Consider the following 12,690-nt stretch of genomic DNA (forward strand, 5'->3'; position numbering starts at 1 on the left):
CACCCCCCTGTAGGAGCTGCGACACGCTGCTTCTACAGGGATACCGCTATTTCAGGTGGCGGAAGCTCTGCACCGCGGAGCCGAGTACCACGGCGCCGGCGCCAATCGCCAGCCAGAATCCGCTGCGCGCACCGAACGCATCCACCAGCCAGCCGGAACCCGCCGCGCCGACGGCCACGCCGATGCTCAAACCGGTCACCAGCCAGGTCAGGCCTTCGGTGAGTTTGGCCGGCGGTACGATGCGTTCGATCAACGCCATCGCCACGATCAGCGTCGGCGAGAAGAACAACCCGGCGATGAACACCGCCAGCGACAAGCCGAAAATGTTCGTCGCCAGCAACAGCGGCAATGTCGTTACCGCCGTCGCCACGCCGCCGTAGAGGAACAGACGCGGCAACGGCAATTTTGAACGCATCGCGCCGAAGGCGATACCGGCCATGCACGAACCAATCGCATACACCGACAACACAATGCTCGCCGCTGCCGGTTGCCCTTGGTGCTGGGCAAACGCAACGCTGACCACATCCACCACGCCAACAATCACGCCCATGGCGATCATCAACAGCAGCAACCACTGCACATCCGTCGAACGAATGATCGAACCCTGATGCTGCAATTCGTGCGGATGCACCGGCGGCTCGCTGCTGCGCTGCGCGACAAACGCCGTGACGCCAATCGCCAGCATCACCAGTGCCGCCAACGGCCCGGCCTCGGGAAACGCCACCACACACAAGCCGACCGACAGCGGCGGGCCGACGATAAAGCAGACTTCGTCGAGCACCGATTCCAGCGCATAAGCAGTCTGCAATTGCGGCTGGCCGCGATAGATTTCGGTCCAGCGCGCGCGGACCATCGCCGACATGCTCGGCATGCACCCGGCCAGCGCCGCGCAGATAAACAGGGTCCAGGTCGGCGCCTGCAGACGCGTGCACAGCAGCAACATCAACAGCGCCCCGCCACCGACCAACGCCGACACCGGCAGCACCCGCCCCTGCCCGAAACGATCAACCAGGCGCGACACCTGCGGCGCGCAAAATGCTGTGGACAACGCAAACGTCGCCGCTACCGCACCGGCCAGTCCATAGCCGCCATGCAATTGCGCAAGCATGGTGATCAGGCCGATGCCAGTCATGGAAATCGGCATGCGCGCGATCATTCCGGCCAGCACAAAAGCGCGGGCGCCGGGGGCGTTGAACAGTTCGCGGTACGGGTTTGCCATGGTTGCTGCCTCATCAAGGGCCGCCAAGTTGCCATAAAGGTTGGTGGGCCGGGAAGCGTGGAATTGTTGGTGGAGTGTGAAGGGTTGGATGTCGATCTTTTCATGTACGCGGATGAACTCTCGCGGCCAGGCATCAGTCAGCTAAATAAGCCCCCAACCCAAGGCGCGACCCTGCATGCAGATCTCCCTCGCCCGCCAAGTGGCACTCATCACCGGTGCCAGTTCCGGCATCGGCCACGGCGCCGCCAAAGCACTGGCCGCCGCTGGCGCTGCCGTGGTCATCAACTACAACCGCCAGGCTGAACCGGCGCAGGAACTCGCGCGGCAGATCATCGCCGCTGGCGGTCAGGCGCTGGCGATTGGCGCCGATGTCTCCAAAGAAGAAGACGTCGAGCGTTTGTTCCAGCAAACCCTGGATGCCTTCGGCACGCTGGACATTCTGATCGCCAATTCCGGCCTGCAAAAAGACGCCGCCGCCGTCGACATGTCCCTCGACGACTGGAACCAAGTGATCGGCGTCAACCTCACCGGCCAGTTCCTCTGCGCCCGAGCTGCGCTGCGTATTTTCAACCGTCAGGGCGTACGCGAAGGCGTGTCGCGCGCTGCTGGCAAGATCATCCACATGAGCTCGGTGCACCAGCGGATTCCGTGGGCCGGGCATGTGAATTACGCCGCGTCCAAGGGCGGCGTCGATCAGTTGATGCAGACGCTGGCGCAGGAAGTCAGCCACCAGCGCATCCGCATCAACGGCATTGCGCCGGGGGCGATTCGCACTGCAATCAACAAAGAAGCGACCGAGGGCGATGCTGCCGAAGAGCTGCTGAAACTGATTCCTTACGGGCGCATCGGCGATGTCAAAGACGTGGCCAACGCCGTGGTGTTTCTCGCCAGCGATGCATCCGATTACATCGTCGGCACCACGCTGTTCATCGACGGTGGCATGAGCCTCTATCCGGAGTTCCGTGGCAATGGCTGAGCATCAATCCGAACGACAAAGTCCGATTGACGCCCACGGCATCATCGGCGACATGCGCAGCGCAGCGCTGGTCAACGACAAGGGCAGCGTGGACTTTTTCTGCTGGCCGGAATTCGACAGCCCGACGATCTTCTGCTCGCTGCTGGACAGTCCCGACGCAGGGATTTTCCAACTCGCCCCGGACTTGCCCGACGCGCGCCGCGAACAGATTTACCTGCCGGACACAAACGTCCTGCAAACTCGCTGGCTGAGCGAACACGCGGTGGTGGAAATCACCGATCTACTGCCGATCGGCGACAGCGAAGACGCCCTGCCGCTGCTGATGCGCAGGGTGCGCGTGGTCAGCGGGCAGGCGACTTTCCATATGCGCTGCGCGGTGCGGCATGACTATGCCCGCGCGCAGACGCAGGCGCAGATCGACGAACGCGATGTGACGTTCAGCGCTACTGACCAGCCGACCCTGCGCTTGGCCTCCGATCAGCCGATGCGCGTTGACGCACATGCGGCGGTCGCGCAATTCACCCTCACGCAAAATGAGACGGCCGCGTTCATGCTCGGCGCCAGTGACGATCCGCGCTTCGCCGAAGGTGCGGCCGAATTGTGTATCGAGCGCACGCTGAAGTTCTGGCGCGACTGGATTGGTCAATCGATCTATCGCGGACGCTGGCGCGAAATGGTCAACCGCTCGGCATTGGCCCTGAAGCTGCTGACCTCGCGCAAACACGGCGCGATCCTCGCCGCCGCGACCTTCGGCCTGCCGGAAACGCCCGGCGGCGAACGCAACTGGGATTACCGCTACACGTGGATTCGCGACGCCTCTTTCACCGTTTACGCATTCCTGCGTTTGGGTTTTGTCGGCGAAGCCAATGATTACATGCGCTGGCTGCGCGGGCGGGTCAGCGATTGCTGCGGCAAGCCTATGAAGCTGAATATCCTGTACGCCATCGACGGCCGTCAGGAATTGCCGGAAACCGAACTCAGCCATTTCTCCGGCCACGGCGGCGCCAAACCGGTGCGCATCGGCAATGGCGCTTACGACCAGATCCAGCTGGATATCTTCGGCGAACTGATGGACGCGGTGTATCTGGTCAACAAGTACGGCGACGCGATTTCCCACGAGGGCTGGAAACATGTGGTGGAAGTTGTCGATCAAGTCTGTGAGACCTGGAATACCAAGGATGTAGGCATTTGGGAAATGCGCGGTGAGCAACATCATTTCCTGCATTCGCGGCTGATGTGCTGGGTAGCGCTGGACCGGGCGATTCGCCTCGCCTCGAAACGCTCGCTGCCGGCGCCATTTGAACGTTGGGACGCGACACGTCAGGCGATCTACAGCGACATCTGGGACAACTTCTGGGATGAAGAACGCGGACATTTTGTCCAGTACAAGGGCGGCACCGCCCTCGACGGTTCGATGTTGTTGATGCCGCTGGTGCGTTTTGTCAGCGCCAAGGATCCGCGCTGGCTATCGACGCTGGCGGCCATCGAAAAGACTCTGGTGCGTGACGGCATGGTTTACCGCTATCGCAACGAAGAAGCCGGCATCGACGGTTTGGCCGGCACTGAAGGTGCGTTTGCGGCGTGTTCATTCTGGTACGTCGAGTGTCTGGCCCGCGCCGGACAGGTGGAGAAAGCGCACCTTGAGTTCGAACAACTGTTGCGCTACGCCAACCCGCTGGGGCTATACGCCGAGGAATTCGACAGTCGCGGCCGGCATCTGGGTAACACGCCGCAAGCGCTGACGCATTTGGCGTTAATCAGCGCGGCGAGCTTCCTGGATCGCAAGCTGAGTGGGGAAAAGAACGTCTGGCAGCCGTAAAACTCGTCACAGGCTGTCAGAGATTTCCCATGCACTTCTGAAAATGTAGGACTAAAACTTACAAAGAAAGCGGTGCCCCAACCCCCTGTGGCGAGGGGATTTATCCCCGTTGGGCTGCGCAGCAGCCCCATTCCATCCCCCCGCATTCCTCCAGAAGTACCGAATCGCCTGGGTTTGCGACTGCTGCGCAGCCGAACGGGGATAAATCCCCTCGCCACAATGAGCGCAGCGTCCGACCTGCAACCATTAAACAAATCCCAACGAAGCCTGCGCTGTAACTCGCACTCACACCCCGAAATACCTTGTTGCCAGCTGTTACATCCCCCCCTACCATCCACCGCAACGGGCACAGCGGAGCTGTCCAATAAAACCCGATTCAAGGAACCAGAATGACCCAGCGCATCCACCGTGAAATCGCCGCGCCCCTGCGCACCGGCCTCAGCCGCACCCAGCTATGGGAAGCCGCCGACAAAGGCCTGATCAAATGCTGGGAAATCGGCCGCCAACGCGCCACCCGCTTCCCCGACCTCGCCCAACGTTGCCTCGCCAATGAACTGCCAGTCCTCGGCTGGAAAGGCGGAGCGAGTCGCAGCCTGAAGAAAAACGAAAAGTACGGCTCGTTGAAATACCTTGCGCAGTGGCAGGGCTTGCGTGGGGAAGATCTGGATATCGATCTGAGCGTGGAGCGCGCGCTGACTTGCTCGCGGACGAAGATGGTGGTGACGTTTACGCCGGATCGCAGCAAGTATTTGAATCAAGTGGCGGAAACTGAGGCTTAAGGAGAAGCACGATGGTCGATTTACATCAGGAATTTCAAAACAGCGCTTTCTTTCACCAAGCACGGATTGACCGTCGTTCTGCTGACGCCTTGGTAGGTACTGCTGCCGGACTCGCCGCTGACGGCAAAATCAACCAGCAGGAAGCCGAGTTTCTCAAGACATGGATCGAAAGCCATTTGATTCACCTGGCCGATCCAGTCGTTAACATTCTTTACACGCGCCTCGCTCAAATGCTCAGCGACAACGTGTTGCATGCAGAAGAGTCGGCGGAATTGTTGGAGATGCTGCATCAGTTCACGGGTCTGCCCATCGGCTCGCCACAATCCGCCACTGCCTCCACCACCCTGCCACTCGACAACCCTGCGCCGGATCTGAATTGGGCAGATCGAGTTTTTCTATTCACCGGAATCATGGAACACGGGCCGCGCAAAGATTGTGAAGCCTTGGTAGTCGAGCGCGGCGGCATCATCGGCGGCTCTGTCAGCAAAAAAATTCACTATTTAGTCGTTGGTAGCATTGGCAACGATCAATGGCTTCACAGCAGCTATGGCACCAAAATCAAGAAAGCAGTAGAGCTGCGAAATAGCGGCGTGCCGATTGCTATTGTTGGCGAAGACCATTGGAAGAAGGTTTTGTTCGGATAGCGGAGGCGACGGTCATGGCATTGCGGGATCAGTCGCACCACTCACCGAAAACCGCTCCCGATACGCCTGCGGCGTCACACCAATAGCCCTGAGAAAACTGCGGCGCAAGGTTTCCTCACTGCCGAAGCCACAATTCACCGCGACTCGTTTCACCGGTAACCCGGTGTCACTGAGCAACCGCCGTGCAGTTTCGACGCGGATCAGTTCGATGGCGCGGGCCGGGGTCTGGCCGGTGTCGGCGCGGTAGTGGCGCACGAAGCTGCGTTCACTCATGCCGGCCTGTTCGGCGAGGGTCGGGATGCCGAGATCGCGGGTGAGGTTTTCGGCGATCCAGGCGTGCAGTTCGTCGAAACGATTGCCGTGTTTTTGCAGCGACAGGGTCACGCTGAATTGCGATTGCCCGCCCGGGCGTTTGAGGAACACCACCAGTTGCCGCGCGACGTCGAGGGCCATGTCGCGGCCGAGGTCGTCTTCGACCATGGCCAACGCGAGGTCGATGCCGGCGGTGACCCCGGCCGAGGTCCAGATCGGACCGTCGTTGATGAAGATCGGGTTGGGTTCAACGTGCAATTGCGGGTGCTGCTTGGCCAGTTGTTCGCAACGGGTCCAGTGGGTGACCACGCGCCGGCCATCGAGCCAGCCGCTGGCGGCGAGTAGAAATGCCCCGGTGCAAACCGACGATACGCGCCGACATTCCGCCGCGTGATCGCGCACCCAATTCACTAAGTCAACGTCTTCGGCGGCTGCATACACGCCCCAACCACCGGAGATGATTAGCGTATCGCTGGCCTCCAACGGTAATGGCTCGGCCAGCAGCGCCAGCCCCGCCGAAGACATTACCGCCCCGCCACCGCTGGCGATCACTGTCGGCGCATAGGGTGCGGGCGAACCCTGCTGGCGGGCGATGTCATTGGCGGTGGCGAACACCTGCAACGGCCCGGTGACGTCGAGCAGCTGAACGTTGGCAAACGCGAGTACGTGGATGGCTTTAGGCATTTGGCGTAATTCGTGGGGTGATTGGCGTATGCGCCAGACGCTACGCGCCTAGAGTGAAGCCGTCCACCCCACTCTTGAGAAACACGCCATGACTTTGCAGATCGGTTTTCTGTTGTTTCCGCAGGTACAGCAACTCGACCTCACCGGCCCGTATGACGTGCTGGCTTCGTTGCCGGACGTGCAGGTGCATCTGATCTGGAAAGATTTGGTGCCGGTTACTGCCAGCACCGGCCTGGTGTTGAAACCGACCACCACGTTCGAGGATTGTCCGGATCTGGATGTGATCTGCATCCCTGGCGGTGGCGGCGTCGGGCCGTTGATGGAGGATGAGCAGACGCTGGCGTTTATCCGGAGGCAAGCGGCGCAGGCGCGTTATGTGACGTCGGTGTGCACCGGTTCGCTGGTGCTCGGTGCGGCGGGTTTGCTGCAAGGCAAACGCGCGACTACACACTGGGCTTATCACGATCTGCTGCCGACGCTGGGCGCAATCGCGGTGAAGGATCGGGTGGTGCGTGACGGCAATCTGTTTACCGGCGGCGGAATTACCGCGGGGATTGATTTTGCGCTGGTGCTGGCGCAGGAACTGGTCGGTGCCGACACTGCGCAACTGGTACAACTGCAATTGGAATATGCGCCGGCGCCTCCGTTTGCTGCCGGTAGCCCCGAGACTGCACCGAGTGCGGTTGTCGAGGAGGCGCGCAAGCGTGCGGCGCCTTCGTTGAAGTTACGTACGGAAATTACCCAGCGTGCTGCGGCGAAGTTGAATTTGAGCTGAGAGCAAGATCAAAAGATCGCAGCGTGCCGCAGCTCCTACATGGGATCGCATTTAAACTGTAGGAGCTGCGGCACGCTGCGATCCTTTGATCTTTGGCGGTCGTGCGTGTAGAAAGCCTGTCCACCAAAAATGTGTACAAGGATTCTTCATGACCTCCCTGCCATGGCTCTCACTCGCCCTGCTCAGCCTCGGCTACGCACTGGCATTGAGCTTCGGCCAACTTGGCTGGCTCGCGCTGATCTCCATAGCGCTGCTGTTGTTCGCCGGGTACGCCGTGCGTCAGCAAACCGTACCGTTCGCACGATATCTCGGCCATGGGCTGTTTATCGTGCTGGCGGTGGCGCTGGCCATGCATTGGCTACCCGGTTTCTATAACGGTCGAGTGATCGAACCGCAGCGTCTCACCGACAATGCCGTGCGCTTTTCGATGCACCTCAATCAGGACAAACCGCTGCTCGGCTTTTGGCTGTTGCTGGTCTGCCCGTGGATCGTCGCGCGGCGGTCTTTGCGCATGACGGTGTATGCAACGGCAATGGGCCTGGCCTTGAGCGCCATCCTTGCCTTGGGCGGCGCGCTGTTGCTCGGCGTGATCGCTTGGGCGCCGAAGTGGCCGGATCAGGCGTGGTTGTGGGTACTGAACAATCTGCTGCTGGTGACGCTGGTCGAGGAAGCGCTGTTTCGCGGCTATATACAAGGCGGCCTCAGCCGACGTTTCAAGCACCTGCCTTATGGCGAAAATCTAGCGCTGCTGCTGGCGTCCCTGTTGTTCGGTCTGGCGCATATCGGCGCAGGCTGGACCTGGGTGTTGCTGGCGACGCTGGCGGGGGTCGGCTATGGTCTGGCCTACCGTTTCGGCGGACTCGGTGCGGCGATCCTCACCCACTTCGGCCTGAATCTGCTGCATTTCGGACTGTTCACCTATCCGATGCTGGCCGGCTGAAGCAAGCCGCGTTTTGCGACGCGGTACTTATTACTGAAAGAAAAATTCAATAATTTCCCGAGGCCGCCGACAACCTTTCAAAGCCTTGCGGATTGAAAAACCATGCGTAACAACCAGCCCATTACACAACGCGAACGGACTTTCCCGGCTCAGCAACGGTTGATCTCCACAACCGACGCCAAGGGCGTGATCACCTACTGCAACGACGCTTTCGTCGAGATCAGCGGGTTTTCGCGTGAAGAACTGATCCGTGCGCCGCACAACCTGGTTCGTCACCCAGACGTCCCGGCTGCGGTGTTTTCGCACATGTGGGGCACATTGAAACAAGGCTTGCCATGGATGGGCATTGTCAAGAATCGCTGCAAGACCGGTGACCATTACTGGGTTAACGCCTATGTAACACCGGTGTTCGAAGGCAATCAGGTGGTCGGTTACGAGTCGGTGCGGGTCAAACCCACCGCCGAACAGATCCGCCGTGCCGAAGCGCTCTACCAACGCATCAACCAGGGCAAGTCGGCGATTCCTTCGAGCGACAAATGGCTGCCGGTGGTTCAAGACTGGCTGCCATTTATTCTGGTCAGCCAACTGAGCTTCATGATCGGCGCCACGCTCAACTCGCAGTGGGGCTTTGCCCTCGCCGCCGGCCTGTCGGTGCCGCTCGGCCTGTTGGGCCTGCAATGGCAGCAGCGTGGCCTCAAGCGCTTGTTGCGTCTGGCTGAACAGACCACGTCCGACCCGTTGATCGCACAGATGTACACCGACAGCCGCGGCTCTCAGGCGCGTCTGGAAATGGCGATCCTCAGCCAGGAAGCACGCCTGAAAACCTGCCTGACCCGTCTGCAGGACACCGCCGAACACCTGACCGATCAGGCCAAGCAGTCCGACCGACTGGCGCACAGCAGCTCGACCGGTCTGGAGCGTCAGCGCGTGGAAACCGAACAGGTCGCCACCGCCGTCAACCAGATGGCCGCCACCACGCAGGAAGTTGCCAGCCACGTGCAACGCACCGCTGACGCCACTCAGGAAGCCAATCGCCTGACCGGTCGCGGCCGCGACATCGCCGGCGAAACCCGCGAAGCCATTCAGCGCCTGTCCGTTGTCGTCGGCGAAACCGGCCTGACCGTGACCCAACTGGCCAAGGACAGCGACGAAATCGGCGGCGTGGTCGACGTGATCAAAGGCATCGCCGACCAGACCAACCTGCTGGCCCTCAACGCCGCCATCGAAGCGGCCCGCGCCGGTGAAATGGGTCGCGGCTTTGCGGTGGTGGCTGACGAAGTGCGCCAACTGGCACAACGCACCAGCGAATCGACCGGGCAGATCCATGCCTTGATCGCCAAGCTGCAGCAAACCGCCTCGAGCGCCGTGCAAACCATGGAAGCCGGGCACCGCCAGGCCGAAGAAGGCGTTGCGCGGGTTCTGGAAGCGGATCAGGCACTGGTAGGCATCAGCGAAGCGGTGGCCAACATCACCGACATGACCACCCAGATCGCCGCTGCGACCGAAGAGCAAAGTGCGGTCGCTGAAGAGATCAGCCGCAACATCAGCAACATCTCGCAACTGGCCGACCAGACCTCGGAACAGGCGCAAAACTCGGCGCTGCTGAGTGAGGAGCTGACGAAGACGGCTAATACGCAGTATTCGTTGGTGGAGCGGTTTAACCGCTGATTGGTTTGGCGGGAACGAAAAAACCCGGATGGCGTGAGCTGTCCGGGTTTTTTGTTGTATCAGGGGGGCCGCTGCCCCCTCACCCCAGCCCTCCCGAAACGTCGGACCGCCCCCAAGGGGGCGAGAGGGAAAGGGAGCCGATTTTCATGCGGTTCAAATTTTGAGTTCGGCTCGGGAATGCAGGTCGATGTATTTCGCCCAAACACCTCGCTCAGTCCCCTCTCCCTCTGGGCGGTCCGACGTTTCGGGAGGGTTAGGGTGAGGGCTTGCCCTGAAGGAACACAGCAAGCAGCCCCACCGCAACTACTCCTTCGGCACAACGTTATCCAGCACTCGATTAACCGCCAACTCCCCCAACATCACCACCTGGGCAATACCCAAAAGCGTGTTGCGGTTCGGCCCCTCCAGCAACCCGGCAAAATCACCGAGCATGACCGTGGCTGAGGCCAACGACTCGCAGGCATTGACCAGTAACGACTCAGTGTCAGCTTGCGGATTGACCATGAACATCACGCTGGGCGTGTAGGGAGTGGCCATGATTCTGGCGGTGGGCGCTGTCGTGAGCATCAGTTGATACCCCCGGCTTGCGGGATGCGCTGGTTATCGAGCACACGATTGGCCAGCAGCTCACTGAGCATGATGACCTGCTGCAGCACCAACATTGCTTTGCGCTGTGATGGATCGATGGTGCTGGCAATGTCGCGGGCCATGTCCGTGGCGGACGACAGCGTTTCGCATGCTTCGACGAGAAGGGTTTCGTCGTCCACGGTCGGGTTGACGAGGAAGATTCGGCCGGGCTTGCGTGAAGGTTTGGATGTCTTGTGGGTGGCAGGATCGAGGTAGAGGTTGATTGCTCGTTCTGTGGCCGTTTTTATGTTTTCGGCTTCGAGCTCGGGGTCGTAGGGGATTGGATCGGTGTGCGGTGGGTTTGGCGTCGCTTTGAACATAGATAGAGCTCCAATTTGAAAATAGGAGCCATCACCCTCGCTACCAAACGGCGGGTGGCGGCCATGCGCGGGTTGGTAGACCGGTCAAATCGGGAAACCCGGCGCTCACAAAGGAGCCCCACGCATGCCCACCATACAAAGCCATACCCAAAAAAGAGACGGCATCTAGGGTGTCGCTACAACGACAATTTGAGGCGGGCTACCAAACCCGATCACTGTTTTTCAGTGACAGGGAAACGATACAGCCCGCCCTATAGCCGCGTAAGCCGGCGGATTCTGGCGTACGCGTAGGCAACGACGCAAGTTGTTGTAGCCTTTATGGAGTAACGGTTCGTGTAAGTTAAACGCACTGGCCGAGTTGTGTTTATTGCTTGCGGTAATAGAGGGGTGACGGTTGGTTGGCTTGCAATTTTCTTGCACTCGAAAATTGTGTTGTATGTCAGATCCATCCCCCTCACCCCAGCCCTCTCCCCCAGGGGGGCGAGGGGGAAAGGGAGTCGATCTTCATGCCTTTCAAAATCTGAGTTCGACTCGGTATTTCACGTCGGCGTAACTTTCAAGATCACCTCGGTCAGTCCCCTCTCCCTCTGGGAGAGGGCTAGGGTGAGGGCTGGCCCTGAAGGAACACAGATAGCGGCCTTACCGCAGTCACCAAATCCGCACAGGTTGATTGTGTTCATTTGCTGGAAACTGGTCGGCTATCAGGCCGCCATCGCCAGCAGGCTGGCTCCCACAAAAAAACAAAAGCCAACCACCCGCCTCTCACCACTCAACAGGATGAGCGTTAGCTCGGCAGCCGCTCTTGATCTTGATCCACCGGCCCCGTCGGCAGGCTGAGTGGAGGGGCTCATTCGGGGTGGGAGCGCAGCGACCGTTTGGCGCAGCCAAACACATCGAGAGGAGGTGCAGCGCAGCAAACCGGAGGCGATGCCCCCGGATGAACCCCGGAGCGAAGGAACCCCGAGCCTTAGCGAGTGGGCCGAACGTTGGGGTAAAGCCTTTTGGGTTACCTTTTCGGCGTTTGGAAAAGGTGACCCGCCGTCAGGGCGGAACCCTAATTGGCCGTTGCCGCAGCAATGGATATGCACACAGATCGAAAAATGTGCAACGTTCAAGATCTACCCCCTCACCCCAGCCCTCTCCCCCAAGGGGGCGAGGGGGAAAGGGAGCCGATCTTCATGCCGTTCAGAATTTTGGAGAATCCTTGAGAAACAGGCCAACCTTCTCGGCCGCCGAAGCCAAATGCTGCTCATGCGTAAACCCCGAAACCTTGAGCGGCTTCAAATCATGATCCCCTGCCACCAGCCAAAACACTTCAATTTCCGGCGATAACGAATAACCTTCAACCGCCTCCCGATTCCCCAGAGCATCCCGCTCCCCCTGCACAATCAACGTCCGAGTCCGCAAAGAAGCCAGATGTTCGACCCGTGGTTTCTCCGGCTTCCCCACCGCATAAAACGGATACCCCAAACACACCAGCGCATCAGCCCCCAACTCATCAGCCAAAAGACTGGCCATCCGCCCCCCCATCGACTTCCCGCCAACCGCCAAAACCCCAGCGACATGAAGTCGCACCAAGCCATACACCTCACGCCAGCACTCAAGCAATTTCGCCGCAGGATTGGGCGGTCGCTTAACCCCATCAACCCGCCGCTGCGCCATATACGGAAACTCAAACCGCAACACATTCACCCCAAGCCCGGCAAGGCGCCCAGCCATATCCGTCATCCACTCACTGTCCATCGGCGCCCCAGCACCATGGGCGAGGATGAGAGTCGCCGAAGCCTCACCGCTGGCCGCATCCCAAAGCCACCCATGATCACGTACACACTGCGCCCATTGATCCCCGTCAATACTGGCCTTGTGCTGTTTGTCCATGCTTGCCTCGCTTTTAGTCTGCCTATAACTCCAGACGAAGGATTCGCCG

General features: G+C 60.1%; 11 protein-coding genes and 1 pseudogene. 7 read left to right on the forward strand and 5 right to left on the reverse strand.

Annotation, left to right across the window (positions count from 1 at the left end):
- Positions 1–46: 46 nt before the first annotated feature.
- Positions 47–1,219 (reverse strand): MFS transporter, encoded by a 1,173-nt coding sequence (locus ACOI8A_RS03820; RefSeq protein ID WP_420648757.1) that lies wholly within the window; start codon positions 1,217–1,219, stop codon positions 47–49.
- 175 nt (positions 1,220–1,394) lie between these two features.
- On the opposite strand from ACOI8A_RS03820, the gene ACOI8A_RS03825 reads away from it, so the two are divergent.
- From ACOI8A_RS03825 to ACOI8A_RS03840, 4 genes are all read left to right on the forward strand, one after another.
- Positions 1,395–2,195 (forward strand): glucose 1-dehydrogenase, encoded by an 801-nt coding sequence (locus ACOI8A_RS03825; RefSeq protein WP_420648758.1) that lies wholly within the window; start codon positions 1,395–1,397, stop codon positions 2,193–2,195.
- The gene (locus tag ACOI8A_RS03830) at positions 2,188–4,014 is read left to right on the forward strand and encodes a glycoside hydrolase family 15 protein (protein WP_420648759.1); all 1,827 of its coding nucleotides are present in this window, start codon (positions 2,188–2,190) and stop codon (positions 4,012–4,014) included. Before ACOI8A_RS03825 ends, ACOI8A_RS03830 begins: the two co-directional genes overlap by 8 nt.
- A 389-nt stretch (positions 4,015–4,403) precedes the next feature.
- Positions 4,404–4,793: a hypothetical protein gene (locus ACOI8A_RS03835; RefSeq protein WP_420648760.1), complete on the forward strand. Its 390-nt coding sequence runs from the start codon at positions 4,404–4,406 to the stop codon at positions 4,791–4,793.
- A gap of 11 nt (positions 4,794–4,804) precedes the next feature.
- Entirely contained in the window at positions 4,805–5,437 is a 633-nt protein-coding gene (locus tag ACOI8A_RS03840) for a BRCT domain-containing protein (RefSeq protein WP_420648761.1), read from the forward strand.
- Between the two features lie 12 nt (positions 5,438–5,449).
- On the opposite strand, the gene ACOI8A_RS03845 is transcribed toward ACOI8A_RS03840, so the two are convergent.
- Positions 5,450–6,433, reverse strand: a complete 984-nt coding sequence (locus tag ACOI8A_RS03845; RefSeq protein ID WP_420648762.1) for a GlxA family transcriptional regulator — start codon at positions 6,431–6,433, stop codon at positions 5,450–5,452.
- A gap of 88 nt (positions 6,434–6,521) precedes the next feature.
- Here ACOI8A_RS03845 and inhA point away from each other — a divergent pair, with 88 nt between their 5' ends.
- From inhA to ACOI8A_RS03860, 3 genes are all read left to right on the forward strand, one after another.
- On the forward strand, positions 6,522–7,208 hold the full coding sequence (inhA, locus tag ACOI8A_RS03850; RefSeq protein ID WP_420648763.1) for an isonitrile hydratase: 687 nt from the start codon (positions 6,522–6,524) through the stop codon (positions 7,206–7,208).
- A gap of 148 nt (positions 7,209–7,356) precedes the next feature.
- Positions 7,357–8,148, forward strand: a complete 792-nt coding sequence (locus ACOI8A_RS03855) for a type II CAAX prenyl endopeptidase Rce1 family protein (RefSeq protein WP_420648764.1) — start codon at positions 7,357–7,359, stop codon at positions 8,146–8,148.
- 102 nt (positions 8,149–8,250) lie between these two features.
- Positions 8,251–9,816, forward strand: a complete 1,566-nt coding sequence (locus tag ACOI8A_RS03860; RefSeq protein WP_420648765.1) for a methyl-accepting chemotaxis protein — start codon at positions 8,251–8,253, stop codon at positions 9,814–9,816.
- Positions 9,817–10,119: 303 nt separating this feature from the next.
- Here ACOI8A_RS03860 and ACOI8A_RS03865 read toward each other — a convergent pair.
- From ACOI8A_RS03865 to ACOI8A_RS03875, 3 genes and pseudogenes are all read right to left on the reverse strand, one after another.
- Positions 10,120–10,362: pseudogene (locus ACOI8A_RS03865) on the reverse strand (DUF6124 family protein); the annotation flags it as partial.
- Between the two features lie 20 nt (positions 10,363–10,382).
- The gene (locus ACOI8A_RS03870; RefSeq protein WP_420648766.1) at positions 10,383–10,763 is read right to left on the reverse strand and encodes a DUF6124 family protein; all 381 of its coding nucleotides are present in this window, start codon (positions 10,761–10,763) and stop codon (positions 10,383–10,385) included.
- 1,185 nt (positions 10,764–11,948) lie between these two features.
- A complete protein-coding gene (locus tag ACOI8A_RS03875; RefSeq protein WP_420648767.1) occupies positions 11,949–12,641 on the reverse strand; it encodes an alpha/beta family hydrolase in 693 nt (230 codons plus the stop codon).
- Between the last annotated feature and the right edge of the window lie 49 nt (positions 12,642–12,690).

Source organism: Pseudomonas sp. P4795 (assembly GCF_048822895.1).
Classification (GTDB): domain Bacteria; phylum Pseudomonadota; class Gammaproteobacteria; order Pseudomonadales; family Pseudomonadaceae; genus Aquipseudomonas.

What these genes read in the sequence shown, in the direction of transcription:
- ACOI8A_RS03860 (WP_420648765.1), top strand. Translation starts at nt 8,251, where the DNA reads ATGCGTAACAACCAGCCCATTACACAACGCGAACGGACTTTCCCGGCT.
- inhA (WP_420648763.1), top strand. Translation starts at nt 6,522, where the DNA reads ATGACTTTGCAGATCGGTTTTCTGTTGTTTCCGCAGGTACAGCAACTC.
- ACOI8A_RS03870 (WP_420648766.1), bottom strand. Translation starts at nt 10,763, where the DNA reads ATGTTCAAAGCGACGCCAAACCCACCGCACACCGATCCAATCCCCTAC.
- ACOI8A_RS03855 (WP_420648764.1), top strand. Translation starts at nt 7,357, where the DNA reads ATGACCTCCCTGCCATGGCTCTCACTCGCCCTGCTCAGCCTCGGCTAC.
- ACOI8A_RS03835 (WP_420648760.1), top strand. Translation starts at nt 4,404, where the DNA reads ATGACCCAGCGCATCCACCGTGAAATCGCCGCGCCCCTGCGCACCGGC.
- ACOI8A_RS03830 (WP_420648759.1), top strand. Translation starts at nt 2,188, where the DNA reads ATGGCTGAGCATCAATCCGAACGACAAAGTCCGATTGACGCCCACGGC.
- ACOI8A_RS03825 (WP_420648758.1), top strand. Translation starts at nt 1,395, where the DNA reads ATGCAGATCTCCCTCGCCCGCCAAGTGGCACTCATCACCGGTGCCAGT.
- ACOI8A_RS03875 (WP_420648767.1), bottom strand. Translation starts at nt 12,641, where the DNA reads ATGGACAAACAGCACAAGGCCAGTATTGACGGGGATCAATGGGCGCAG.
- ACOI8A_RS03840 (WP_420648761.1), top strand. Translation starts at nt 4,805, where the DNA reads ATGGTCGATTTACATCAGGAATTTCAAAACAGCGCTTTCTTTCACCAA.
- ACOI8A_RS03820 (WP_420648757.1), bottom strand. Translation starts at nt 1,219, where the DNA reads ATGGCAAACCCGTACCGCGAACTGTTCAACGCCCCCGGCGCCCGCGCT.
- ACOI8A_RS03845 (WP_420648762.1), bottom strand. Translation starts at nt 6,433, where the DNA reads ATGCCTAAAGCCATCCACGTACTCGCGTTTGCCAACGTTCAGCTGCTC.